Annotated in this window: 23 protein-coding genes; 15 read left to right on the top strand and 8 right to left on the bottom strand. The window is 58.4% G+C overall.

What is annotated here, in order from left to right; translation table 11 throughout:
- The first annotated feature begins 23 nt into the window (after positions 1 to 23).
- The 10 genes from ACMGGX_RS15255 (at position 24) to ACMGGX_RS15210 (ending at position 8,549) form a co-directional block, all read left to right on the top strand.
- On the top strand, positions 24 to 905 hold the full coding sequence (locus tag ACMGGX_RS15255; protein WP_063439659.1) for a LysR family transcriptional regulator: 882 nt from the start codon (positions 24 to 26) through the stop codon (positions 903 to 905).
- 197 nt (positions 906 to 1,102) lie between these two features.
- Positions 1,103 to 1,693 (top strand): hypothetical protein, encoded by a 591-nt coding sequence (locus ACMGGX_RS15250; RefSeq protein ID WP_348560728.1) that lies wholly within the window; start codon positions 1,103 to 1,105, stop codon positions 1,691 to 1,693.
- Between the two features lie 78 nt (positions 1,694 to 1,771).
- A complete protein-coding gene (locus ACMGGX_RS15245; RefSeq protein WP_407065661.1) occupies positions 1,772 to 2,185 on the top strand; it encodes a GNAT family N-acetyltransferase in 414 nt (137 codons plus the stop codon).
- A 153-nt stretch (positions 2,186 to 2,338) separates the two neighbouring features.
- The gene (locus tag ACMGGX_RS15240; protein WP_420298565.1) at positions 2,339 to 3,196 is read left to right on the top strand and encodes a MurR/RpiR family transcriptional regulator; all 858 of its coding nucleotides are present in this window, start codon (positions 2,339 to 2,341) and stop codon (positions 3,194 to 3,196) included.
- A gap of 128 nt (positions 3,197 to 3,324) precedes the next feature.
- On the top strand, positions 3,325 to 4,653 hold the full coding sequence (locus ACMGGX_RS15235) for an aspartate aminotransferase family protein (protein WP_126796998.1): 1,329 nt from the start codon (positions 3,325 to 3,327) through the stop codon (positions 4,651 to 4,653).
- Positions 4,650 to 5,204: a carboxymuconolactone decarboxylase family protein gene (locus ACMGGX_RS15230; RefSeq protein ID WP_183078932.1), complete on the top strand. Its 555-nt coding sequence runs from the start codon at positions 4,650 to 4,652 to the stop codon at positions 5,202 to 5,204. Before ACMGGX_RS15235 ends, ACMGGX_RS15230 begins: the two co-directional genes overlap by 4 nt.
- A gap of 125 nt (positions 5,205 to 5,329) precedes the next feature.
- Positions 5,330 to 6,082 carry a glutamine ABC transporter substrate-binding protein GlnH gene (gene glnH / locus ACMGGX_RS15225; protein ID WP_116341327.1) on the top strand — a complete coding sequence of 251 codons (753 nt, stop codon included), beginning with the start codon at positions 5,330 to 5,332 and terminating at the stop codon, positions 6,080 to 6,082.
- Between the two features lie 50 nt (positions 6,083 to 6,132).
- Complete coding sequence (gene glnP, locus ACMGGX_RS15220; RefSeq protein WP_024906945.1) at positions 6,133 to 6,789, top strand: glutamine ABC transporter permease GlnP; 657 nt, start codon at positions 6,133 to 6,135, stop codon at positions 6,787 to 6,789.
- A gap of 2 nt (positions 6,790 to 6,791) precedes the next feature.
- The gene (gene glnQ / locus ACMGGX_RS15215) at positions 6,792 to 7,514 is read left to right on the top strand and encodes a glutamine ABC transporter ATP-binding protein GlnQ (RefSeq protein WP_085841534.1); all 723 of its coding nucleotides are present in this window, start codon (positions 6,792 to 6,794) and stop codon (positions 7,512 to 7,514) included.
- A gap of 21 nt (positions 7,515 to 7,535) precedes the next feature.
- Positions 7,536 to 8,549, top strand: coding sequence for a C45 family autoproteolytic acyltransferase/hydolase (locus ACMGGX_RS15210; RefSeq protein ID WP_420298564.1), 1,014 nt, complete (start codon positions 7,536 to 7,538; stop codon positions 8,547 to 8,549).
- Here ACMGGX_RS15210 and gstA read toward each other — a convergent pair.
- Positions 8,543 to 9,148: a glutathione transferase GstA gene (gene gstA / locus ACMGGX_RS15205; protein ID WP_420298563.1), complete on the bottom strand. Its 606-nt coding sequence runs from the start codon at positions 9,146 to 9,148 to the stop codon at positions 8,543 to 8,545. The genes ACMGGX_RS15210 and gstA overlap by 7 nt on opposite strands.
- Positions 9,149 to 9,257: 109 nt before the next feature.
- Here gstA and ACMGGX_RS15200 point away from each other — a divergent pair, with 109 nt between their 5' ends.
- The 3 genes from ACMGGX_RS15200 (at position 9,258) to ACMGGX_RS15190 (ending at position 11,695) form a co-directional block, all read left to right on the top strand.
- Positions 9,258 to 10,142, top strand: coding sequence for a LysR family transcriptional regulator (locus tag ACMGGX_RS15200; protein ID WP_420298562.1), 885 nt, complete (start codon positions 9,258 to 9,260; stop codon positions 10,140 to 10,142).
- A gap of 295 nt (positions 10,143 to 10,437) precedes the next feature.
- Positions 10,438 to 10,893, top strand: coding sequence for a hypothetical protein (locus ACMGGX_RS15195; RefSeq protein WP_420298561.1), 456 nt, complete (start codon positions 10,438 to 10,440; stop codon positions 10,891 to 10,893).
- A gap of 295 nt (positions 10,894 to 11,188) precedes the next feature.
- A complete protein-coding gene (locus tag ACMGGX_RS15190) occupies positions 11,189 to 11,695 on the top strand; it encodes an ATP-binding protein (protein WP_348560722.1) in 507 nt (168 codons plus the stop codon).
- Between the two features lie 143 nt (positions 11,696 to 11,838).
- Here ACMGGX_RS15190 and ACMGGX_RS15185 read toward each other — a convergent pair whose 3' ends face one another.
- From ACMGGX_RS15185 to ACMGGX_RS15175, 3 genes are read right to left on the bottom strand one after another with little or no spacing between them, the layout of a single operon-like run.
- Positions 11,839 to 12,702, bottom strand: a complete 864-nt coding sequence (locus tag ACMGGX_RS15185) for an efflux RND transporter periplasmic adaptor subunit (RefSeq protein ID WP_420298560.1) — start codon at positions 12,700 to 12,702, stop codon at positions 11,839 to 11,841.
- Positions 12,699 to 12,914, bottom strand: a complete 216-nt coding sequence (locus ACMGGX_RS15180) for a DUF1656 domain-containing protein (protein ID WP_199029091.1) — start codon at positions 12,912 to 12,914, stop codon at positions 12,699 to 12,701. Before ACMGGX_RS15180 ends, ACMGGX_RS15185 begins: the two co-directional genes overlap by 4 nt.
- Positions 12,907 to 14,889, bottom strand: coding sequence for an FUSC family protein (locus ACMGGX_RS15175; RefSeq protein ID WP_420298559.1), 1,983 nt, complete (start codon positions 14,887 to 14,889; stop codon positions 12,907 to 12,909). The genes ACMGGX_RS15180 and ACMGGX_RS15175 overlap by 8 nt, the downstream gene beginning before the upstream one ends.
- Before the next feature lie 76 nt (positions 14,890 to 14,965).
- Here ACMGGX_RS15175 and ACMGGX_RS15170 point away from each other — a divergent pair, with 76 nt between their 5' ends.
- Positions 14,966 to 15,760, top strand: a complete 795-nt coding sequence (locus ACMGGX_RS15170; protein ID WP_420298558.1) for an AraC family transcriptional regulator — start codon at positions 14,966 to 14,968, stop codon at positions 15,758 to 15,760.
- Here the strand turns inward: ACMGGX_RS15170 and ACMGGX_RS15165 are convergent.
- Positions 15,757 to 16,647, bottom strand: coding sequence for an oxidoreductase (locus ACMGGX_RS15165; RefSeq protein WP_420298557.1), 891 nt, complete (start codon positions 16,645 to 16,647; stop codon positions 15,757 to 15,759). The genes ACMGGX_RS15170 and ACMGGX_RS15165 overlap by 4 nt on opposite strands.
- A 105-nt stretch (positions 16,648 to 16,752) precedes the next feature.
- Here ACMGGX_RS15165 and ACMGGX_RS15160 point away from each other — a divergent pair, with 105 nt between their 5' ends.
- The gene (locus tag ACMGGX_RS15160; protein ID WP_063440685.1) at positions 16,753 to 17,874 is read left to right on the top strand and encodes a YbdK family carboxylate-amine ligase; all 1,122 of its coding nucleotides are present in this window, start codon (positions 16,753 to 16,755) and stop codon (positions 17,872 to 17,874) included.
- Here ACMGGX_RS15160 and ACMGGX_RS15155 read toward each other — a convergent pair.
- The 3 genes from ACMGGX_RS15155 to ACMGGX_RS15145 all read right to left on the bottom strand — a co-directional run bounded on the left by ACMGGX_RS15155 (position 17,804) and on the right by ACMGGX_RS15145 (position 24,900).
- Positions 17,804 to 20,959: an efflux RND transporter permease subunit gene (locus ACMGGX_RS15155; protein WP_420298556.1), complete on the bottom strand. Its 3,156-nt coding sequence runs from the start codon at positions 20,957 to 20,959 to the stop codon at positions 17,804 to 17,806. The genes ACMGGX_RS15160 and ACMGGX_RS15155 overlap by 71 nt on opposite strands.
- A gap of 9 nt (positions 20,960 to 20,968) precedes the next feature.
- A complete protein-coding gene (locus tag ACMGGX_RS15150) occupies positions 20,969 to 22,033 on the bottom strand; it encodes an efflux RND transporter periplasmic adaptor subunit (protein WP_348560715.1) in 1,065 nt (354 codons plus the stop codon).
- 158 nt (positions 22,034 to 22,191) lie between these two features.
- Complete coding sequence (locus ACMGGX_RS15145; RefSeq protein WP_420298555.1) at positions 22,192 to 24,900, bottom strand: cation-transporting P-type ATPase; 2,709 nt, start codon at positions 24,898 to 24,900, stop codon at positions 22,192 to 22,194.
- Between the last annotated feature and the right edge of the window lie 345 nt (positions 24,901 to 25,245).

Here is a 25,245-nt window from a genome sequence, read left to right as displayed (position 1 = left end):
TGCTGGTTTGAGACGTTTTAGATATGGAACTTCGTTATCTGCGGTATTTTGTCGCGGTTGCACGCGAGCGACACTTCACCAGGGCGGCCGAAGCGCTGGGTATTTCACAGCCTCCTCTGAGTCAGCAGATCAAACGGCTCGAAGAGGAAGTCGGCACGCCGCTGTTCAGACGCCTGACGCGGGGCGTGGAGCTGACCGAGGCGGGAGAAGCCTTCTACGAGGACGCCTGCAAGATCCTGGCGCTGAGCGACGCCGCGCTGGAAAAAGCCCGCGGCATCGCGCGCGGGCTGAACGGCAACCTGTCGATTGGCATCACCAGCTCCGACGCTTTTCATCCCAAAATTTTCGCGCTGATCCGCCAGTTTCAGGTGCAGAACATGGCGGTGCAGGTTCATCAGGTGGAAGCCAATATGTCGTCGCTGACGACGATGCTGGCGGAGGGTGAACTGGATATCGCCTTCGTGCGCCTGCCGTGCGAGAGCAGCAAGGCGTTCGAGTTAAAAATCCTCGACCGGGAGCCGATGGTGGTGGCGCTGCATCGCGAGCATCCGCTGGCGGCGTGCGATTCGCTGGCGTTAGAGCAGCTTCGGGATACGCCGGTGGTGCTGTTCCCGCAGGAGGTCGCGCCGGGGCTGTACGAACGGGTCCACGGCTGCTGCGAGCGGGCCGGGATCGACGTGCAGCACGCGCTGCAGTCGTCGCAGCTTTCCTCCTCCCTGAGCATGGTTTCCGCAGGCGGCGGGTTCGCGCTGGTGCCGAAATCCATGGCGGCCATTTCACCGCCGAATGTCACCTATCACGCGCTGAGCTCGCCGGAGCTTTATACCGATATCGCGCTCTGCTGGCGGCGCTTTGAACGCTCGCGGACGGTGAAGCGGTTTTTGATGATGATGAGCGAGGGGTGACGGCGCAGCGCCGCTGGTTTGTAGGCCGGGTAAGGCGCAGCCGCCACCCGGCAAGTCAGCTTTTGTTGTCAAATCACGGGATCCTGGAACGGTAAAGGTCTTACTGATGCACGCTTCGGTACTACATTTTCCTGGTAATTGTCTGCCGCAAACCATCTGATACTCTGGCAGGACTCAAAGGATGACAAGGAAGAGGAATGCTGAACCCCGGATTCGTTACCCGCAAAGCGCTTGCTCAGTGGCAGGATGTTCCCGCTTTTCTCCCCCAGTTCCAGTTCCATGAAAAACACCGAGCGGTCATTCATACCGCGCATCCTGAAAATATTCTGCCGTTGATTGCAGACTTTGACGTCCGGCAAGATGCCGTGATTCGTCGACTGATGGCTTTACGGCAATTACCGCAAAAATTACTACGTAATCAGCAGGCTGACTCAATCAGCAACTTTGGCCTGCACAGTTTTACCCTGTTGAAAAACTCTGCATCTGAGCTCTGCTATGGCTTAAAAGGACAATTCTGGCGGACAAATTTCGGTCTGGAAAACGCACCGGACGCCATGGCTTTTCAGTCGCCAGCCGCGCCGGGTAGCGCGACATTGCTGCTGCGCTACCAGGTAACGGAACTGGCCCCAGGTCAACATGAACTCTGTACGGAAACCTTCGTCTATTGTCCGGACAAACGTACTCAACTCAAAATGGCAGCCTACTGGCTGGCAATACGGGCCGGGAGCGGCTGGATCCGTAAAAGGACGCTGAAAGCGGTTAAGTTGAATATTGAAGGGCTGGAATGAGCGAGGAGCGAAGCTATGCTTCATAGAAAACCCTATCAGGTTTCAGAGTAATACGAATGCTATAAGAATAACTATCTGGTGAGTACAGACAGAGAAAAGCTTGATGTACGAGCTATTCATCAATATCTGACGAGGTCAACCTGGGCAAAAGGCATTCACCTGGACATTGTTTCTGCTTCAATAGAGAACAGTCTTAACTTTGGCCTTTATCATAATGAACACCAGATTGGTTTCGCGCGTCTGATAACAGATTATGCGACCTTCGCCTACCTTTGCGATGTCTATATCCTTGAAGAACATCAGGGCAAAGGGCTTGGAAGATGGGTTATGGAATGCATACATCATCACCCTGTGTTTGAGCAGCTTCGCAGGATCATGTTATTTACCACGACTGCACCCTGGCTCTATGAAAAATTTGGCTACGAGCCCGTAAACAGAAAAAACTATGCATGGACGATTACGCGGCCTGATATCTATTTGAATGAAAAATAGCCTGGCTGATAATCCCTGTTCAGCTCCCCGTTGACTTATTGACTCTGTGTTTTCATCATCCGTTTCCGGGACAACGCGAACCCGTTCGGTCTGTGAAGATCGAACGTACGCTAACGACAGCAGCGCTAACCTTAAAGAGCGGGACTATTTGCTATGAATCCAAGGGAAAATATTGTCAGTACATTCAGCGAGTTGTCTGCAGAATTACAGCGTGCTGCCGAGTTCTCGCTACAGAATACCAATCAACTGGTTGTGCTATCAATGCGTGCCTTCGCCAGTGAAGCCGGTGTAAAACCCGCCACATTGCTGCGGTTAGCGCAGCGATTGGGTTATAACGGCTGGGGTGAACTCAAGGACGCTTTCATTGATGAACTCGGGCTGCGCAATGATACATATGTCTCCAAAGCCGAGAAGCTGATCGCCAAAGGCACTCAGCCGCAGCTGTATGAAGAGGTATTTCAGGCGCATCAGAGAAATTTGGCTTTTACACAGCATGAAAACCATCAGGCCATGGAGCAGGCTGTATCGCTGTTGGACGCGGCCGAGAATGTCTATATTTGCGGCTTCCGGGCCAGTTTCCCTATCGCCTGGTCGCTGTTTTATGTCTATCGACTGTTCAATCGGCAAGTCTCGCTCATTGATGGGCTGGCGAGCAATATCGAGGTGTTCACCCGCGAATTAACAGCACAGGATTGCCTGTTACTCACCAGCTTTGCGCCCTATTCACGTGAGTCGCTCGATGTCCTGCGCGCGGCTCAGCAGGCGGGCGCAACAATCGTCGCCATCACGGATTCTCCCGTCTCGCCATTAGCACAGGCCGCCGACTGCACGCTGCTGTTCTCTATCGACAGCCCGTCGTTTTTCCCTTCCGTGGTGTCAGGCATGGGGCTCGCCGAGTGTTTACTGGCGATGCTGGTCGCGCGCCATGGTCGGGACGCAGTGAATAAAATCGAAAATGCTGAACGCTATCTTATCGACTCTGGCGCCTATGTGGTGCCCGGAAACCCCTGAATAATGATTCATATGCATCTGGCATAAGAAAACAGAATGCATTTGGATCAAAAATGAAATTGACGTGATACAAATGGATCCTGCAAGATGCGCTTCATTAGCACAGCGTATTCAGGAGCAGGACCAGCATGAGCCATATTATTCACCGCAGTCTACGCAACACGCCCGCCGTGGCGGTACGCGCTCAGGGGGCGTACATTTTCGATGCACAGGGAAAACAGTATCTGGATGCCTGCGGTGGCGCCGCCGTGTCCTGTTTAGGTCACGCGCATCCTGACGTGCTGGCTGCGATGCATCGCCAGATCGATCAACTGGCCTATGCCCATACCAGTTTTTTTACCAGTGACACCGTTGAACAGCTTGCTGAACAGTTGACGCGTACGGCGCCAGGCGATCTTAACTATGCTTATTTCGTTTCGGGTGGTTCGGAAGCGGTCGAAACCGCACTCAAGCTGGCGCGTCAGTATTTTGTTGAGATCGGCCAGCCGTCGCGCACCAAATTTATCGCCCGTAAACAGAGCTATCATGGCAATACCCTTGGGGCGCTCGCGGTGGGAGGCAACGAATGGCGCCGCCGCCAGTTTGCTCCCTTGTTGATCGACGTGATCCGCGTTTCGGCCTGCAATGAGTATCGCGACCGCCGCGCAGACGAAACCCAGCAGCAATACACCACGCGTCTGCTCAACGAGCTGGAGCAGGCCATTATTGAGGCCGGTCCCGACACCATTATTGGTTTCTGTGCAGAAACCGTGGTGGGGGCCACCACTGGCGCCACCCCGCCTACCCCGGGCTATCTTAAAGGTGTACGCAACCTGTGTGATAAATACGGCATCCTCTATATCGCGGATGAAGTCATGTGTGGCATGGGACGTACCGGCACATTGCATGCGTTTGAACAGGATGATGTGGTGCCGGATTTGGTGACCATCGCGAAGGGGCTGGGAGGCGGATATCAGCCGATTGGCGCAGTATTAGCGAGCGAGAAGATTGTCTCAGCCCTGCAGGCCGGTAGCGGTCTGTTCCAGCACGGGCACACCTACATTTGTCACGCGACCGCCGCTTCCGCAGCCCTGGCAGTCCAGCAGGTGATTGCGCGCGATAATTTGCTGCAGGCGGTTAAGCAACAGGGGGCTTACCTGCACAACGCATTGCGCGAGGTACTGGGGGAATTACCGCACGTCGGTGATACGCGTGGACGCGGCTTGTTTGCCGGCGTTGAGCTGGTACGCGATAAAGCCAGCAAAACCCCCTTCGATCCTGCCCTGAAGCTGCATGCAGCAATCAAAGCAAACTGTATGTCACGTGGGCTGATGGTCTATCCAATGGGTGGAACAATTGACGGGCAATATGGCGACCATATCCTGATCGCGCCCCCGTTTATTGTCACGCCTGGCCAGCTCGACTTTGTGGTGGATACGCTGAACACCGTGATTCGCGAAGAGACGAGCAGATTATGATCAATCGTTTACCGCCGCTGGCGGAGCATGAGTGGGACGACCAACAGCGTACTTTGGCCGAAGAGATAATCAACGGGCCCCGCGGTGCGCTGCTGCCCCCTTTCGAGCCGCTGCTGCGCAGCCCAGAGCTGATGGCCCATGCACAACGCATGGGAGAATACCTGCGTTATCGCAGCGCGCTGGGACAGCGCCTGTCGGAACTGGCGATTTTGATGACCGCGCGGCACTGGTCGCAGCCTGTAGAGTGGGCGATTCATGCACCGATAGCGCGCGAGAAGGGTATTTCTGCTGCGGCGGTGCAGGCGATTAATGAAAAACGTCTTCCAGAGGATCTGCAGCCGGATGAATGGGTGGTTTATCACTTTTGTAAGGAGTTACATGAACAGCAGAAGGTCAGCGATACCACCTGGCAGCACGCTATCGCGCTGTGGGGCGAGAAAGGCGTGGTGGATCTGATCGGAATCAATGGTTATTACAGTTTTCTCTCAATGATTATGAACGGCGCACAGACGCCGGTACCCGACACCTGGGATGAGATTATTCCCGCATAAGTTTTCGCTTTAAATTTGGCGCATGAAAGTGCGCCCTGCATATCAACGTTTTATTTTCCCACCCCGCCAATGTATTTCGCCGGGTGACATTCATGCACGCTACTTCACTGACGCCGAGGGTTATTATGTCCGGATTATTGACTAAATTAAAAGTTACGTTAGCGCTGGTCGCTTGCTCCGCCAGTTTTGTGGCACAAGCACAGGATAAATTAACGGTTGGCGTTGATACCGCATTTGTCCCCTTTGAATTTAAACAAGGCGATAAATACGTCGGCTTTGATATTGATTTGTGGGATGCCATCGCTAAAAAAATGAATGTCAGCTACGAATTACGCCCGATGGACTTCGGCGGGCTAATTCCGGGGTTGCAATCACGGAATCTGGATGTCGCCATGGCGGGCATTACGATAACCGACGCGCGTAAACAGGTTGTCGATTTCAGCGACGGTTATTATGATGCTGATTTATTAATGGCGGTTAAAAGCAGCGACAATACCATTACTAAATTCAGCGATTTAGCAGGAAAAAAAGTGGGATTAAAGCAGGGAACGGCGGCGGCCAGCTTTATGAAAAGCAAATATAAGGCGAATTATGTCGAATTCCCGAATATTGATAACGCCTATCTTGATTTGCAGGCAGGTAACCTTGACGCCGTGGTGCATGATTCCCCCAACGTGCTCTATTACGTAAAAACGGCAGGTGATGGAAAAGTGAAATCAACCGGTGAAACTGACAGCATTCTGCCGCAGCACTACGGCTTTGCGATGCAGAAAAACAGCAGTCTGACGCCGAAGATCAACGCAGCGCTACAGGCGTTACGTGCAGACGGAACTTACAGCAAGATTTACGTGAAGTGGTTTGCTAAACAGCCAAAATAATCCCGCCAGGTCGGAGCGATCCGACCTCGTTGCATCTTAACGGGTAACATATGAATTTCGACAGTAAATATATTTGGGAGTCCCTGCCGCTGTTGTTGCAAGGACTACAGCTGACGCTGATTATTTCATTATCAGGTTTATTGGGTGGTTTTGTTATTGGCCTGCTGGCGGGAACCTGCCGGGCGCTCGGAGGGAAAATATCAAAGACAGTCTCGTTAGTCTTTGTCGAGTTAATCCGCGGAACGCCTATTATGGTGCAAGTGATGTTTATTTACTTCGCACTCCCCATGGTGCTACCGATTCATATCGACCCGGTAACCGCGGCCATTACGACCATTGTGATTAACTCGGGTGCCTATATTGCAGAAATCACCCGAGGGGCGATCCTCTCAATTAATAAAGGATTTAGAGAGGCCAGCCTGGCAATGGGATTATCCCAACGCAGCACGCTATGGCATGTCATTATGCCGCTGGCATTGCGCCGTATGATCCCGGCGTTAGGTAATCAGTGGATTATCAGTATTAAAGACACCTCGCTGTTTATTGTGATTGGTGTAGCGGAATTGACTCGTCAGGGGCAAGAAATAATTGCCGGTAATTTTCGCGCGCTGGAAGTCTGGACCGCCGTGGCAATGATCTACCTGCTGGTGACGCTGTGCCTGAGTTTCCTGCTGAAGCAACTGGAGAAAAGGATCCATATTTTATGAGCATGGTTGAGTTTAGCGCAGTGTCGAAAAATTTCGGCGCCACTCAGGTGCTGCACGACATCAATTTAAAAATTGACGCCGGCGAAGTGGTGGTGATCATCGGTCCTTCCGGGTCGGGTAAGTCGACGCTGCTGCGCTGCATTAATAAGCTGGAGGAAATTTCCTCCGGCACGCTGCTGGTAGCGGGAATGCATCTTACCGATCCTCACGCTAACGAGTGTGATATCCGCCGTGAAGCCGGGATGGTGTTTCAGCAGTTCCATCTGTTTCCCCATCTGACGGCGCTGGAGAATGTGATGTTTGGTCCGGTTCGCGTACGCAAACAGAGCAAAGCCGCCGCGCGGGAACAGGCACTCGCGTTACTGGACCGCGTTGGCTTACGCGAACGCGCCAGCCACTACCCATCAGAGCTCTCTGGCGGTCAGCAGCAACGCGTGGCCATTGCCAGAGCCCTGGCGGTGAAACCGAAAATGATGCTGTTCGATGAGCCGACCTCAGCGCTGGACCCCGAATTACGGCATGAGGTACTGAAAGTCATGCGCTCGCTGGCCGAAGAAGGCATGACCATGGTGATTGTGACCCATGAAATCGGCTTCGCCCGCGATGTGGCATCGCGGCTAATCTTTATTGATGGCGGCACCATTGCCGAAGATGGTCCACCTGATATGCTGCTGAATAACAGTCGCAATCCACGCCTGAAAGAATTTTTGCAACACGTATCCTGAACAGAAGTGAATGATAACACTATGAAAAAAATAGACATTCGTGGTTCCGCTTTTGCAGTAGGTCAGGCGCTTGGCGCGTTCGGCCGCGAAGCCTGGCATGCAAAACTGACGCAAACGGCGTTGTGGCAAACCGTTACCGCCATGAAAGACGCAGAACAGACCCGGAGCATGCGCTCGCTGGTCCAGTCTCAGTACCCCCTTATCTGGCAGGAGCTGGAGGGATTAGCCGAGGGGCTGGAAGCACCGTTTGATGAGGTGTTTGCCTGGAACTGCCGCGGCGATCTGGTGCGCTCGACCTCTGACGGCTGTACCACGGTAGCGGGAAGCACCGCTGAGGGAGAGCTGATTATTGCGCATAATGAAGACGGTTTCCCGCAGCTTCGGCATGACTGCGCCATCGTCAGCATTACCCCGGATGACGGCCTGGCGTTTACCAGTTTTGCCTACCCGGGGTCGATTTGCGGACATACCTTCGCCGTAAACGAAAAGGGCGTGGTGAATACGGTGAATAACATACGCGCTTTGCACCGTCCACGCGGCATACCGCGTCAGGTATTAGCCCGCGCCGCGCTGAATGCCGCCACGCTGGATGAAGCCATCTCCATACTTACTACCGAGCCACGCGCCGGTGCATTTCACCATACGGTGGGACAAATGGGAGACAGTCGACTGTTTAGCGTGGAGGCTACGGGAACAGGCTGTTCCGTTATGCCGCTGCGGGAGGTTTTCGCCCATGCTAATCACCTTATCCACCCTCAGCTTGATGCGGTTGAGCAGGTAATCACTGACAGCTCCCGGTCACGCCAGCAGCGGCTAAACGCCTGGCTGGAGACGCAATCTCACCTTGATGGTGCGGCAGCACTGGGTATTCTTTCAGACCAGCATGATCCCGCGCTCCCGATTTATCGTCTCTCGCCACACGACCCGGATGAAGAGAACACGCTGGCCACGGCCATTTTTATCCTGAGTAAGTCGGATATTAAATGGCAGATATTCACTCACGATCGGCAAAAACCCGCTTTAGAGTCTTACTGAGTCGCTTCCGCACCTAATGCGGCCTGCACCGCTGGACGGGCACTGATTTTTTCCCTGTACGCCAGCAGCGCAGGCCAGGGGCTCAGCTCAATGGCGAAGAACCTGGCCCACCCCAGCACGGTGAAAAGATAGGCATCTGCCACACTGAATGACGCTCCCGCCAGATAAGCGCTAGTGGAGAGCGTTTCCTGAAGAAAATCGAACCGCCTGAACAGCTTCTCACGAAAAATCGATTTGGCCTCTTCGGGCAGCCCGCGGTTGAAAAGGGGTGCCGATCCGGCGTGTATTTCGCTGGTGATAAAGTTAAGCCATTCCTGAAGCCGCACTCGCTCCCAGCTATCTGCTCGCGGTGCCAGACCCCTCTCCGGCTTGAGGTCCGCGAGGTACTGCAAAATGGCTGGCCCCTCGGTCAGGATTTTCCCGTCATCCAGCTCAAGCGCTGCGACATAACCTTTGGGGTTGATGGTCAGGAAGTCGCGCCCGTCAGCGGTAAGCTTGCTCCTGTTGTCCACTTTTACCAGATCAAACTCAATCGCCAGTTCGCGAAGCACGATATGGGGTGAGAGTGAGCAAGTGTCCGGGGCGTAATAGAGTTTCATGATCTCTCCGTTAAAGCGGTTGTGTGATTTACATACACTGTGCTTAAAGCCATTCTCACTGTAAAATTAATGATTCATAAAATAGCTATTAGCTGAGCTACTGATATCCATGATGAATCTTTTACACTGGCGCTTGCTGGTTGCAGTGGCCGATGCCAGTAATATTTCCCGTGCCGCTGAAGAGGTCGGCATGACGCAGTCGGGCGCCAGCCAGGCGATCGCTCAGTTAGAGGCCTCATTAGGATTTGCGGTATTCACGCGAGAGCGGCGCCACATCGGCGTAACCGCCCTGGGCGAGCGGGTTGTCAAAGAAGCAAAGAGTATGATGGCGCGGCTGGACGCTATCCGTGTGCTGGCGGATGAGAGCCGGGGGCTGAGCGGCGGGCGTATTCGTCTTGCCAGTTTTCCTTCAGTGACATCCACATTTTTGCCCGGACTGCTGCGTGATTTTCGGCGTCTGCATCCTGAAATCGAGGTGGTCGTACTCGAAGGGACGGACCAGGAAGTCGAAGAGTGGCTGGCGGCAGATACGGTTGATGTGGGCGTGGTCATGAACCCTCTTCCCGGGCGTGCTGAAGCGCTCCTGGGGCAAGATGCGTGGGTCGCGGTGCTGCCAGCCAGTCACCGTCAGGCTCGCTATGCGCGTTCGCGGGGCATCACCCTTGAGGAACTGGCAGACCAGCCCTTCGTGCTCGCAACCGGCGGTTGCGCCGTCAATGGAAAAAGCCTGATGGAACAGGCTGGCCTGCAGATGTCTGACGTACGCGTGACCGTCCGCGACTGGATCAGCGCCTGCCTGCTGGTGCGCGAAGGCATGGGCGTCGCGCTGATACCTGAATCCGCTCTGCCGGATGAATTACGCGGCTTGTGCGTCGTGCCCGTGACGCCTTCGCTGTGCCGGGAGTTTGGGCTGGTTTGTTCGCAGGCGGGCAAATCCTCCCGCGCGACGCAGACGTTGTTAGAAGGGTTGCTCAAAATGAAAAGGTCTGCGTGAAGGAGTAGCGACGGTGAAAACTGTGCCCGGCGGCGCTGCGCTTGCGCGGGCCTACGGGTTGTGTCGCGGGTAAGTTGGTTGGTGGTTTTGTAGGCCGGGTAAGGCGTAGCCGCCACCCGGCAGTGCCCTTCTGGAAGCCGCCTCGCAAACTTTCAAGCAACCTTATGTAATTCAGGGTTATCCCTTTCCTTCCCTTTTTCGCCGCCGTAAAGTGCCTGCGTTGCGGCACATCCGTAACCGGGCGTAGGAACCCGTTAGCATAACATGACGTTTTTTTAGACAAAGAGGATGCTAAATGGCGACTACTCCTGGATTTTCTTACGCGCTCTCTGAGGAAAGCGCAGTTCATCATCTCATCAACACTTCAATTTCCGATTCTGCGGATCTCTTCGAACTGGCCGACGCCTGTACTGCGTATGTCAGCGTGCTGGTGGAAACTGACGACGCAGTGACGTTTGCCACGCTCTGTACGCGATTGCTGGCTGCGCTGAAGCGGCTGCGGGAATGCTGCAATGCAGAACTGCCTTCGCATCTGGTTGAACAACTGATTGCGGGTGAAAAGATAACCTCCTGCGTGCCGGACTGCTGGCAAGAGACAACGCTACAGGTGGATTATGCCGTAGCGTTAACGCTGGCGGTGATGGGCGGGACGCTGCCTGCGAGCGTGGAGAAAGAACTCACCGGGCTGCTACATGATATGGTTTGGTTATTGGCGGAGTTTGTGAAGGAGCCTTATATCCAGGCGCACTGAGGCGGATGACTGAAAGCCGGAATTCTGCGAAGTAAGAAGCAGGATTTCAGCCTTACTCAAAGTACAGAGTTGTTTGTTGAATGTCCGTTAAAAGCGAACAGCGGACATTAAATGTATAAGTGAAAAAAGTGCTGGTTTTTCATCCAGACCCTGTTAACTTGAATGTCGATGAAAACAAACTTTGTGCTATTCAAATCAATCATTATTATCACCTGTCGAATTCAGGTGGGATAACGATCGCCATTTTCCCGCCGGTAAGGCGGGCCTTACCGGTAACAATCCAGTGAGGTAAACAATGGATACAACTGCAGTAACGACGCCTGAAAAACCGGTCTTGCACTTGTTATGTGGCAAAATTGCATCAGGAAAATCCACATTGTCAGCAAAATTAGGATCATCACCTGGGACTGTAATTGTCAGCGAGGATCACTGGCTGGCGACCCTCTTTGCCAATGAAATGCAATCCATATCTGATTATGTGCAGTATTCATTAAGACTAAGAAATGCCATGAAGCCTCATCTTGTTTCACTACTAAAAGCTGGTTTATCAGTAGTTCTTGATTTTCCGGCAAACACACAAACAAATCGTGAATGGATGATGAGCATTATTAAGGAGTCAGGAGCCAGTAATCAGCTGCACTATCTAAAAGTTTCTGATGAAGTATGTAAATCCCGCTTACGCGTTCGTAACGCAGAAGGAGAACATGAATTTTCGGCCTCAGATCAACAATTTGAAATCATAACGCATTATTTCTCAGAACCAACAGCTGATGAAGGGTTTAATATCGTTGAATACAGCTGAATCTATCTTTCGGCACATAAGCCGTCTGCTGGCGGCTTATTAATTCTTCCACCTTTTATAGCTATACACGATTCTACAATGTATTCAACGCCTGCTTTTGGCACAAAGCAGACATTCATATTCACTTTTATCCCCCTCCCTCCCTATCCCCCCACCGCCACGCTCGCCGACAGCCCCGCCACCAGCTCAACGCCCGCCGGCAACCTGTCGATATGAATGCGCACCGGCACGCGCTGCGCCAGCCGCACCCAGCTGAAGGTGGGCTCGACGTCGGGCAGACCCAGCCCGCCCGTCTCGTCGTTGCTGTCCCCGATCCCATGCCCGATACTCTCCACGTGACCCGTGATGACAGGCTCGTACCCCATCAGCACCACCTGCGCGGCATCCCCGACGCGAATATGGCGCAGCTTGGTCTCCTCAAAGTACCCCACCACCCAGAAGCTGTGCGCATCGACAATGGCGACCTTTGTCTCCCCCGCCGTCGCGTAGTCTCCGGGGCGAAGCCGCAGGTGCGTGACGAACCCTGAGACCGGCGCGCGCACGGTGGCGTGCGCCAGATTCAGCTCTGCCAGATCCAGCGCGGCCAGCGCGCCGTGATAATTGGCCGCCGCGACGTTCGCCGCGCTGCCGGTTTGCTGTAAATCCTCGCTCGATATGGCGTTTTTAATCAGCGTGCGGCGGCGGGCCGCGTCCTGGCGCATCAGCATCTCATGGCGTTTCGACTCGACGTCCGCCTGCGCGCTGACCACCGCCAGCTTAAGCCAGCGCGGATCGATGGTGTAAAGCACATCGCCCCGGTTCACCCACTGATTGTCCCGCACGGCCACGCTGATGACCGGCCCGGAGACGTCCGGCGCAATCTGCACCACATCCGCCCGCACGCGGCCGTCGCGGGTCCACGGCGTTTGTGCGTAGTGTTTCCACATCATAAAGGCCAGAAGCGTGGCCGCCGCGGCCGCGCTTAAGGTCAGCGCATAGCGAGCCAGTAAAGAGAGCAGTGATTTCATGACAATAACCCCAACGCGATCAGGCCCTGCATCAGCAGGAAAAAGGTGACAATCCAGGTTGAAACATCCATCAGCGGGCGAAACGGCAAGCGCCGGTAGAGCCTGCTGAGCGAGAAAAGCGCGACGAGGCCCAGCGTGCAGACCAGCGCCGCGAGGGCGACCGTCAGCAGTCCCGGAATAAAAACCCCGCCGATATTGAGATCGTTAACCATGGTCTGGCCCCCGTAATGCGCAGTGCAGATCCACCAGCCTGAAGACCAACTGGCGCGTATGTTCATCTGCCGCAGGCAGATGGCGTGCGATAAGGTTGGCGATGCGTTCGCGCAAGGCGTTGCGGTCCGCGGCGTTTATCCGATGAAAAAGCGCGTCAACCTCCCTGCCGGGCGGCGTGTTACTGCGGCGTAAATGCATGACCGACAGCCCCAGACGCAGCGCGTGTAATAGCCGATCGAGCGCCAGCTCTGGCGCACGCTCGCTGCGCTGCAGGCGCGGCAGCAGCAGGGCGGTTCGGTCCATCATCAGGTTGATCCAGTACGTTTCATCAACCCGCAGCGTGCCCTTCACGCTGCGGCGAATGTCGCGCTGGCAGAGGTTGAGCAGACGCGCGATGGCGCCATCCGCCTGCACGGTTTGCAGCAGGCTCATGCTGATGACGGCAAAACCGGTCGCGGCAAAGAGCGCAATGGCGGTGTTGGCCGCAACGGCGAAGTCTCCGCTGTAGTGCGCCCCCAGCTCGCACAGAATGGGCAGCGTCAGGGTGATCCCCATCGCCATAAACGTGGTGGGCGGGCGCGCCTGAAGCGACCCGGCCAGCAGATACGCCGGGGCAAGCACCGCCACCAGCACCGGGAAATCGCTTACCAGCGGCAGCAGCGCAAAGCTGTAGAACAGGCTAATGACCACGCCCCAGAACGAGCCAATGATGTATTTCACGATGTGCGGCGCCGGGGTGTCGAAGCTGCCAAACAGCGTGCAGCAGACGCCGAGTATCGAAACCGCCGTACCGCCATCCGGCCACGCCGAGAAGATCCAGACCAGACAGCCGCTCAGGATGATGGCGAAAGCCCCCATCGCCGTGCGGGCGGCAGTTAGAGGGTCGCGGTGGAAAACGTAGCCTTTCGCCGCGCGGGTTTGCATCTCACCAAATACAGGTTTTGCACGGTGGATGGCCCCGGAAAGACGCTCGCACTGCTGCAGAAGCGCGATAGCCTCCGAGAGGTAGCGGATAAAGCTGACCTGCAACGCGTCGTCAAACGTCTGCGCCTGCGCGGCATACCGATCGATGAGAAGCGCACAGCGGAGCCGCAGCGACTCTGCCGTACTGCTGGCATCAGCGCCTTCAGCGGCCAGCCAGGCCTGAACGTCGCCCAGCAATTCCTGCACGTCGGCGGGCAGGGTTTCGATCGCTGGCAGGCGATCGTGCAGTTCACAGTTGACGATAACCAGCCGCGCCAGCCGATCGTGAATCGCTTTTCTGGCCTGCCGCACCGGGGCTGAAAGGGCAAAATCATACGGAATATGGTGACTGATGCCCTGCAGGAACTGCAGCGCCAGGGCCAGATGCAGGGGGCCGGAAGCCGCGTCGGGTTTGCCTGCTAAGGTATCCGCCACCCGCCCGCGCGCGGCCTGTAGCGTCTGGGATAGCTTAGCGTTGAACTGGCCTGATACGCGCGCGGGCAGCACGTAGCGGTGGATCAGCGCCGCGCAGAAAATCCCAATCGCGATCTCCTGCACGCGGACGATGGCAACGTTAAAGATGCCGCCGGGATCGGACACCGCAGGAAAACCAATCAGGCTCGCGGTGTAGCCCGCCAGCACGAAGGCATAGGCCCGGGGCGTGCGTTCCAGCAGGGAGAGCCACAGGCAGAATACGATCCAGCCCGTCAGCACCACGCTGCACAGGACTGGCGTATTCGCGAAGGCAGGCACAATCACAACGGTCGCGCTGGCACCCGCCACGGTACCGGCCAGCCGGTAGAGGCTTCGGCTCAGCGATGCTCCGACCGACGTCTGCGACACGATGTAAACCGTAATAATGGCCCACGAGGGACGCTCAAGACCGATCGACAGCGCGAGGTAATAAGCCAGCATCGCCGCGGCAAAACTCTTCGCGGAATAGATCAGCGCGCCCGCATCGTTTCGCAGCGCGGCGGGGAGACGAACGGGATGAGATAGGATGTTTTTCATGCCGGGATTATTACCGGCTTGCAGACCCGCTTAAATACTCTATTCTGTCAAAAAATACCTAAATGTTGCCAGAATCGTGAAGCCTCAACCTGCTACTACGCTGTATGACCCTGACTCTACCGCCAGCCCGGCGGTCGCACGTCATCTGGACTTCGTGGACTACGCCGCGGAAGTGCCGGTGCATACCCACCGCAAGGGGCAGCTGATTATTGCCCGATACGGTGCGGTCAGCTGTTACGCGGAGAATGATATCTGGATCGTGCCGCCGGACTGCGCCGTCTGGATCCCCGGCGGGATCCCGCACAGCGCCAAAGCGACCTGGAACGCGCATCTAAACTATCTGTTTATTGAGCCCGGCGCGGCGGCGCTGCCGGAGAAGTGTTGCACGCTGGCGATCTCGCCGCTGATTAAGGAGCTGGTCGATCGTCTGACGCGCGAAGGCGTGGATTATCCCGCCGACGGCCACGTCGCGAGGCTGACCCGGGTCACGCTTGACGAGCTCGTCAGCATGCCGCAGCAGAAGCTGAGCCTGCCGGTCTCAACCGATCCGAAAATTCGCGCCATGGCGGACGCGCTGGTCAGCCGCCCTGAGGACAGAAGCACCCTGAAGGACTGGGCGAAACGGCTCGCCCTCAGCGAGCGCTCGTTTGCCCGCCTGATGCAGCGCGAAACCGGGCTGAGCTTCGGGCGATGGCGCCAGCAGCTGCATTTGATTATTGCCCTGCGGGAGCTGGCCAGCGGCGTGCCCGTCCAGAACGTGGCGGCAACGCTCGGGTATGAATCGGTGAATGCGTTTATCACCATGTTCCGAAAAGCGATGGGCAGCACGCCCGCCCATTACTTTGCCGAACGGAAAAACAGCGGCCGTTAGCCCGGCCCCTCGCTCCCCGCCGCCAGCAGCGGCACCACCACATCGCTGATGGGCACCGCAATACCGTGTTTGCGGCCGTAGCTCTGGATCACGCCGTTGCGGATATCCCACTCCATCGGGCGATCGGCCTGGCGGTCGGCCAGGATCGAGGTGCCCAGGTCCTCAGGCGCACGCTGGAAGTTCGCCAGGATCTCCTGGGCCACGTCATCGTCCAGCTTCGCCCCTTCGGCGCGGGCGACGGTAAGCCCCTCGCGCAGGTAGGCCAGCGCAAGCTCGCTGATATCCTCGCGCCTGAACATCCCGGCGCGGCGGTTAGAAAGCACCATCAGCCCGGCGACCGCGTTTTGCAGCAGCTTGCGCCAGGCGACGGTGGCGAAATCTGCCGAGAGCTCAACCGCGCAGCGCGTACCGCGAAGCGCCTCCACCACCCGCTGCGCCTGCGGCACGTCCGGCAGCGTCAGGCGCGGCTTCGCCCGCAGCCACACGGAGGCATCCGGCTCGCGCTGGGCCGGGAACCAGACCACCGACGGCAGCACCGCTGCGCCGTTAACCCACGGCTCAAGCTGGGCTTTTTGCTCCACGCCGTTTTGCAGCGCGCAGACCACGGTGTTTTCATCGCACAGGGCCCGCAGCCATCCGGCGCTGTCGGCATTTTGCGTCGTTTTTACCGCAACAAAAACGAGATCGACGGGGCGCGTGATGACGGCCGGATCGGTCAATACCGGGCCGGGCACCACGGTTTCACCCTCGTCGTGACGCAGGCGTAATTCCGCGTGCGCGGTGCGCCCGCACAATAGCGGCGTGCGGCCTGCGTCATACAGCACCGCGGCGATGGTGGTACCAATTGCGCCAGGCCCAATCAGCGCAATCACTGGATTGTCAGACATGGTTAACTCCCCTTTTCGCTAAGCCTGCTAACAGTTATACCACCCTGAAAAGTGAGCGCCACGTCGTTGTCTATACTCAACACACAACAGACAACGGAGTGCGCCATGCCTTTACCCGATTTTAAGTCCTCTGAACCCTTCACCCTCGGCATCGAACTCGAACTGCAGGTGGTTAACCCGCCGGGCTACGATCTGAGCCAGGACTCCTCCGCGCTTATCGCCGCCGTCAAAGACGACATCAAAGGCGGCGAGGTCAAACACGACATCACCGAAAGCATGCTCGAAATCGCCACCGGCGTATGCCAGAACATCGACCAGGCGGCGGCGCAGTTCTCGGTGATGCAGCAGAGTATCCTGCGCGCGGCGGCGGAGCAGCATATCCAGATCTGCGGCGGCGGGACGCACCCCTTCCAGAAGTGGCAGCGTCAGGAGGTATGCGACGACGAGCGCTATAACGTCACGCTGGAGCGCTTTGGCTACCTGATTTTGCAGGCGACGGTATTCGGCCAGCACGTGCACGTCGGCTGCCGGACCGGGGACGACGCGATTTACCTGCTGCACGGCCTGTCGCGCTTCGTGCCGCACTTTATCGCCCTGGCGGCCGCCTCGCCGTATATGCAGGGCACGGACACGAAGTTCTCCTCGTCGCGGCTCAACATCTTCTCGGGATTTCCGGATAACGGCCAGATGCCGTGGGTCAACAGCTGGCAGGAGTTCGAGGGGCTGTTCCGCCGCCTGAGTTCCACCAGCATGATCGACAGCATTAAGGATCTGCACTGGGACATCCGCCCCAGCCCGCACTTCGGCACCGTCGAGGTGCGGGTGATGGATACGCCGCTGACGCTCGGCCACGCCATTAACATCGCCGGGCTTATTCAGGCGACGTCGCACTGGCTGCTGACCGCGCGGCCCTATAAGCATCAGGAAAAAGATTTTCTGCTGTACCGCTTTAACCGCTTTCAGGCCTGTCGCTACGGGCTGGAGGGGATCCTGACGGACGTGCACACCGGCGAGCACAAAACCGTGGCGGAAGACATTGCGTGGCTGCTGGAGCAGGTTGCGCCGTCGGCCGAGAAGCTCGGCGCGACGAGCGCAGTCAATGAAATTGCCCTGCTGTTAAAACAGGGCAAGAGCGAGGCGCAGCGCATGCGGGAGTTTATCGCCGACGGCGGCTCGCTGATTTCTCTGGTTCAGAAGCACTGCGAGCTGTGGGCGACGAGTCCGTAAGTCCGTGGCCCCACTCGCGCAGGCGCTGGAACAGGACAAAAAGCGCCGGGATAAACAGGATCCCCACCACGGTCGCCACCAGCATGCCGCTGAACACCGTGGTGCCGATGATGCGGCGGCTCTGGGCACCCGCCCCGGTCGCCAGCATCATGGGCAATACGCCGATAATGAACGACACGGCGGTCATCATCACCGCGCGGAAGCGGCGCGATGCCCCTTCCCGCGCGGCATCGACAATCGCCATTCCGTCCATGCGCCGCGCGCGGGCGAACTCCACGATCAGGATCGCGTTCTTGGCGGCAAGGGCTATCAATAGCACCAGACCAATCTGCACGTACACGTCGTTGGCGTAGCCCGCCATCCACAGCCAGACCAGCGCCCCGCCGATGGCGAAAAGCACCGAGAGCATCACGCTCGCCGGGAGCGTCCAGCTCTCGTACTGGGCAACGAGGAACAGCCACGCCATCACCACCGCCGCCAGCACGATCCACATCGCCTGATTGCCGGTCTGCTGCTCCTGATACGACATGCCGCTCCAGGCATAGTCGTACCCGGCTGGCAGGTTTTCCGCCAGGATCTCGCCCATCGCCGCCATCGCGGTGCTGCTGCTCACACCGTCCGCCGCCGAGCCGCTCACCGACACGGACGGGAACTGGTTGTACTGCTGCAGGAACGGCGCGCCGACGGTCGGCGTAATAGTGACCAGGTTGCTCAGGCGCACCCGCTCGCCGCTGTTGCTGCGCACGAACAGCTCGCCGATCTGCTCGGCGCGCTCGCGCCACTGCATCTCGTTCTGCATCACCACGTGGTAGACGCGGTTGTTGACGCTGAAATCCCCGGCGCGCGTGCCGCCAAAGGCGGTCTGCAGGCTGCTAAAGATGCGCGACACCGGCACGTCGAGGCGCGCGGCGCGCTCGCGGTCAACGGTCAGCGTCAGCTGCGGCACGTTGCTGCTCCAGGTGGTGAACACGCGGCTCAGCTGCGGATGCTGGTTGGCTTTCGCAAGCACTTCACGCGTCACGCGCTCCAGCTCTGCCGGGCTCTGCCCCGCCTGCGCCTGTATGCGCAGGTCGAAGCCGGAGGCGTTGCCCAGCCCCGGCAGCGTCGGCGGCGCGAAGGTCATGATGGTCGCTTCCGGCAGGGCCAGCAGCTGGCGCTGCAGGGTACCCATCACCTCATCCAGCGGCGGACGCTCGCTCCAGTCTTTGAGCATGATGGAGATAAACCCGCCGTTGGAGGCGCTGGTGCCGTTGAGAATGTTAAATCCAGAGACCTGAATCACATCTTCCACCGCCGGATTTTTAGCGATGAGTTCGCGTGCCGTGTTCATCACCGCTTCGGTGCGCTTCAGCGAGGCCGCCTCCGGCAGCTGAACGCTGGCAAAGAAGTAGCCCTGATCCTCCTGCGGCAGGAAGCTTTTAGGCATCGACGTAAAGCTGAACGCCACCACGGTCGCCGCGCCTGCGGTGGCCAGCAGCGCCAGCCACGGGCGAAGGTTGAAGATAGTCACGATGCGGGTGTAGACGCCACGCGTGGCCTCCAGCCCCCGGTTGAACCCACGGAAAATCGCCGCGGGCTGCGCCGGGCGCGGACGCAGCAGCATCGCGCACAGGGCGGGCGTCAGGGTCAGCGCCACCAGGCTTGAGAGCGTGACGGCCGTCGAGAGCGTCACCGCAAACTGGCGGTACAGCTCGCCGACAATCCCCGGCAGGAGCGCTACCGGCACAAACACCGCCAGCAGCACCAGCGTCGTGGCGATGACCGGCCCGGCGATCTGGCGCAGCGCCAGCGCGGTCGCCGCCGTGCGGCTCTGCCCTTCCGCCATCAGCGTTTCGACGCTCTCCACCACCACGATGGCGTCATCCACCACCATGGTCAGCGCCAGAATAATGGCGAACAGGCTGAGCGTGTTGGCGGAGTAGCCGAGCGTGTAGAGCACCGCGAAGGTGCCCACCAGCGATACCGGAATGGCGAGCGCGACAATCAGCGTCGCGCGCCAGCTTTGCAGGAACAGGGACACCACGACCACCACCGCCAGCAGGGTTAGCGCCAGCGAGACGCCGATCTCTTTAATCGTGGCCGCAACAAATGAGGTAGTGTCGAACTTCACCTCGTAGACCAGGTCGTCCGGGAAGCGCGTCGAGAGGCGATCCAGCTCCGCCCGCACCGCGTCGGCCACGCGCAGGGCGTTGGCGGACGGCGTCGGGTAGATGCCGAGGTAGGCGGAGTCGTGCCCGTTCAGCTGCGCGCCGGAGCTGTAGCTGCGCGAGCCGAGCTCGATGGTGGCGACGTCCTTCAGGCGCACCAGCTGGCCCATCTCGCCCGCGCGGATGATGATGTCGGCAAAGTCTTCGGCCTGGCTTAAGCGCCCCAGGCCGTTGATGGTGAGGGTCTGCTGCTGGCCGTTAAACACCGGCGGCGTGCCGACCTGGCCTGCCGCCCCCTGCACGTTCTGCTCGCGCAGCGCCTGCGCCACGTCGTCGGTGGTGACGTTCAGGGCATTCATGCGGTCCGGACGCAGCCAGATGCGCATGCTGTAATCGCGCGCGCCAAACATCTGCACCTGCCCGACGCCCGGCAGGCGAGACAGCGCCTCGCGCACCTGGGTGCTGGCGTAGTTGCTGACGAACAGCGGCGTATGGGTGTTGTTCGGTGAGTAAAGACTTACCCCCATCATCAGGTTGGTGGCGCGCTTGCGCACCTGCACGCCGTTTTGCTGCGCCTCGGTCGGGAGCTGCGCCACGGCCTGCGAGACGCGGTTTTGCACGTCGATGGCGGCGAGGTCCGGATCGGTGCCCGCCGCGAAGGTGATGTTCAGGCTGTACGAGCCTTCGTCCGAGCTGGTGGACTCCATGTAGAGCATGTGATCCACGCCGTTCAGCTGGGTCTCCAGCGGCGTGGCGATAGCCTCCGCCACGTCAGCCGAGCTGGCGCCCGGCCAGCTGGCAGACACATTCACCACCGGCGGCGCGATCTGCGGGTACTGCTCCACCGGGATAATCCTCAGCGCAATGGCCCCCACCAGGGTGATGACCAGCGCAATCACCATCGCGAAGCGCGGGCGTTTGATGAAAAACGTCAGCATGATGGCTCCTTAATTCAGTATCTGGACGGCCGCGCCTGGCTGCACGCGCTGCGCGCCGTCAGTAATCGCTCGCTCACCGGACTTCACGCCGGATGAAATCCGGAACTGCTGGCCGATCTGTCCGGCGATCTTCAGCGGGCGCATTTCGGCTTTTCCGTCGGCGTTAACCACCCAGGCAAAGAACCCGTCGCCGTTCTGCTGGACCGCGGCGGCGGGTAGGGTCAGAACCGGCAGCTCGCTGGCCGGGCGCAGCGTCACGTTCACGCTGCCGCCGGGCAACAGCTGATGGCGCGGGTTGGCAAACTCGGCGCGCAGCATCACGCTGGCGGTGCGCGGATCGATGCGGTTGTCCACTGAGGTGAGCTCGCCGCTGACGCGCTGGCCGTTGCTGTCAATGAACGCCTGCCAGGCCTGCTTCATGGCGCTGATATCCGCATGCTGTCCGGCTTTGGTGGCAAACGCGCCCTCTTCCAGCGCAAAGGCGATGCGGATGGGATCGAGCTGCACCACCTCCACCAGCACGCCGCTGGCAGGGTTGACCAGGCTACCGACGTGGAACCGGCTGTGCCCTACGCGACCGTCGATCGGCGAGGTGATGCGGGTGTAGTTCAGGGTGACATTACGGGTTTCGAGCCGGGCTTTAGCCTGCTCCAGCGCGGCGCTCGCCACGTCCCTTTGCATGCGGGCGTTGTCCACGTCGTGACGGCTAATGGCGTTGCTGCTGCCCAGGCTTTCAAAGCGGGAAAGCTGCTGCTGCGCCTGACGCAGCGTGGCTTCGGCGCTTCTTACCTCGGCCTGTGCCAGGCGCAGGGCGGCGCGCGGCTCGGCGTCGTCCAGCTCAAACAGCATGTCGCCTTTTTTCACGTACTGCCCGTCGCGGAAGTGGATTTTGGCGATCGCGCCTTCGGTGCGCGCGCGCAGCTCAACGGTGTGGATGGCTTCGATGCGGCCCGGGATCTGGCGCTCGGCGGCGTGGGCGGTCTGCTCCACGGTGGCGACGCGAACGGGGATGGCGGCAGCGAATGCGGGTTGCAGGGTGCAGGCGAGAAGTGCGAACAGGAGTGGGAGTTTCATTAAGAGGTACCTCAGATGTTTTCCCCTCACCCCGGCCCTCTCCCCAAAGGGGCGAGGGAGAAAACCGAGCCGCCCCTTCACCTCAGAGCAGAGGGAGAAAACCGGGCGGTCCCCTCTCCCCTAAGGGGAGAGGGATAGGGTGAGGGGTAAGGTTTTGGTTATGCAGCCTTACGGAACCTGCGGGTCAGTCGCTTCTCGATTTCGACGACGAAGAACATCACGCCCGCCACCGCCAGAGTCACAAACCAGTAGCGCAGCGGCAGCGCTTCGGTGCCGAACAGCATCTGCATCAACGGCAGGTAGATAATCGCCGCCTGGAGCAGGAACAGCACGCCCGTCACCAGCCAGATCCCTTTGTTCGCCAGCAGGCCGCGGTTCAGGGAGAACCCTTCGGTATTGCGGCAGTTAATCATGTACACCCACTGGGCGCAGACCAGCATCTGCAGCAGCACGGTGCGGATGAACTCCGCGCTGTGGCCGCGCGGGGCCAGCCAGGCTTCCAGCGCAAAGGCGGCGATGGCAATCATGGTGCCGACGAAGGCCACGCGCCAGACGGCGTAGGCGTCCATCACGTGCTGCCCGGTCTGGCGCGGCGGACGGCGCATGATGTTGCGCTCGGCGGCCTCAAAGGCCAGGCCGAAGGAGAGCGTGGCGGAGGTGGCCATGTTCATCCACAGAATCAGCACCGGCGTCAGCGGAATGATGTTCCCCGCCAGCAGCGCAATCACAATCAGCAGCCCCTGCGCGAGGTTGGTCGGCATGATGAACAGGATGGTCTTCTTCAGGTTGTCGTAAACGCGACGCCCCTCTTTCACCGCGCTGGCGATGGTGGCGAAGTTATCGTCCGTCAGGACCATGTCCGCCGCCTCTTTGGTCACTTCCGTGCCCTTGATGCCCATCGCGATGCCGACGTCAGCCTGACGCAGCGCCGGGGCATCGTTCACGCCGTCGCCGGTCATGCCAACGATTTCGCCTTTGTCCTGCAGCGCTTTCACCAGGCGCAGCTTATGCTCCGGGCTGGTACGGGCGAAGATGTCATACTTCACCGCCGCTTCCGCCAGCGCGGCGTCGTCCATTTTCTCCAGCTCGTAGCCGGTGACCGCCTGCTCGCTGTTGGTGATCCCCAGCATCTGGCCGATGCTCATCGCCGTCTGCGGGTGATCCCCGGTGATCATCTTCACGCGGATCCCCGCCTGCTGGCAGGCGTTAATCGCATCAATGGCTTCCGGACGCGGCGGATCCATCATCCCGGCGATGCCGAGGAAGATCAGGCCGTGGCTCAGGTCGTCGTGCGTCAGCGTCTGCTCGCCGTTCGCCGGCTTGAACGCCGCGGCGACCATGCGCAGCCCCTGACGCGCATAGCGCTCCATCTCGCTTTCCCAGTACGCGCGGTTGAAGGCTTCCGCACCGTTGCGGGTCTGCTGCTCGGCGCACAGGGCGAAAATGACGTCCGGCGCGCCGGTGATCAGGATCTGCTCCTCACCGCCAATCTGATAGTGGGTGCTCATGTACTTGTACTGCGAGTCGAACGGGATCTTGTTAACCAGCGTGGTCATGACCGGCTCAAGGCTGGCCTTCGCCGCCAGCACCTTCAGCGCGCCCTCGGTCGGCCCACCGGTGATGCCCCACAGGCCGCGCTCGTCCTGGATCAGCTGGCTGTCGTTACACAGGTCGATGGTGCGCAGGTAGTGCTCCAGCACGGTGCCCGGCTGGATGTGGACCGGCTCATCGCTGCCTTCTAGGTAGATGTTGCCCACCGGCTCGTAGCTGTTGCCGTCCACGCGGTAGCAGGCGTCAGCGGTGATAATGGCTTTGACCGTCATCTCGTTCATGGTCAGGGTGCCGGTTTTATCCGAGCAGACCACGGTCATCGCGCCCAGGGTTTCAACCGTCGGCAGCTTGCGGATAATCGCCCGCTTGCGCGCCATCGCCTGCACGCCCAGGGAGAGGATGATGGAGATAATCGCCGGCAGGCCTTCCGGCACGGAGGCCACCGCCAGGCTAATCAGGGAGAGCAGCAGCTCGCCCATCGGGATCTCGCGAAACGCCAGGCTGAAGACAAACAGCGCGGCCATCATCGCCAGGATAATGGCGAAGATCGCTTTACCCAGCTTGTCCATCTGCACCAGCAGCGGCGTGCGGTGCTTTTCGATGCCCGCCATCATCTGGTTGATGTGGCCAAGCTCCGTATCCTTACCGGTCGCGGTGACCACGCCTACGCCGCCGCCCGCGCTTACGGTCGTCCCGGAGAAGACCATATTGGTGCGATCGCCCAGCGGCAGTTCACCGCTCAGCGGATTAATATGTTTATCCACCACGGTGGATTCACCGGTCAGAATCGCCTCTTCCACGCGTAAATTATGCGCTTCGATTAAACGCATATCCGCCGGAATACGATCCCCCGCGCGTAATACAATAATATCGCCCGGGACTATTTCAGTTGTAGGTATAGTTTCGTGAGTGCCGTTACGAATAACGCGCGCCTCGCTGGAGAGCATATTGCGAATACTCTTCAGGGATTTTTCCGCGTTGCTTTCCTGAATATGGCCAATTAAGGCATTGATTACCGCCACGCCCAGAATAACCAGCGTATCAACCCAGTGGCCCATTACTGCCGTTAATACGGCGGCGGCCAGCAGGACATAAATCAGCACATCATTAAAATGGGCCAAAAAACGCAGCCAGGCGGGTTTGCCTTTTTTCTCCGGCAGCGCGTTCGGCCCTGTTTTTTGCAGACGCGCCTGCGCCTCTGCACGATCCAGACCGCTGGCCTGGCTCTGCGTGTGGGTAAGCACCTGCTCTACGGTCTGCTGGTATGCCAGCCCGCCGGAAGGCGGCACGTTTGGGGACAATTTTTTTTCGGTCATCGTATTTTTCCTTCAATATCCGGTGAACAGAAGCCTGAATTCCTTTCTGGCTTAAATAAATTCATTTTAAAGTCTTGCGGGTAAAATTGATCTACCGCAATATAATGACTTCACGGTTATTCAAAACTGATTAAAACTATTTCGATGACCTGATTTTTACAAAATATTTCTAAACCAACATTAAACGAGGGGGAACCATGTTTGGTATTTATCGCGGACGACGCCTGGCGTTATACATTGTCGCAGCCATTGTTATTGCCACGTTAATTGGTTATAGCACCTATACATTTGTAAAATTATTTTCCTGATAAAGACGTTTATTTACATAACGCGATATTAATATAA

The organism is Enterobacter sp. BNK-29, from assembly GCF_048684785.1.
Classification (GTDB): domain Bacteria; phylum Pseudomonadota; class Gammaproteobacteria; order Enterobacterales; family Enterobacteriaceae; genus Enterobacter; species Enterobacter cloacae_M.
Note: the sequence above shows the minus strand (reverse complement) of the source record. Positions and strands in the feature narration are given on the sequence as shown.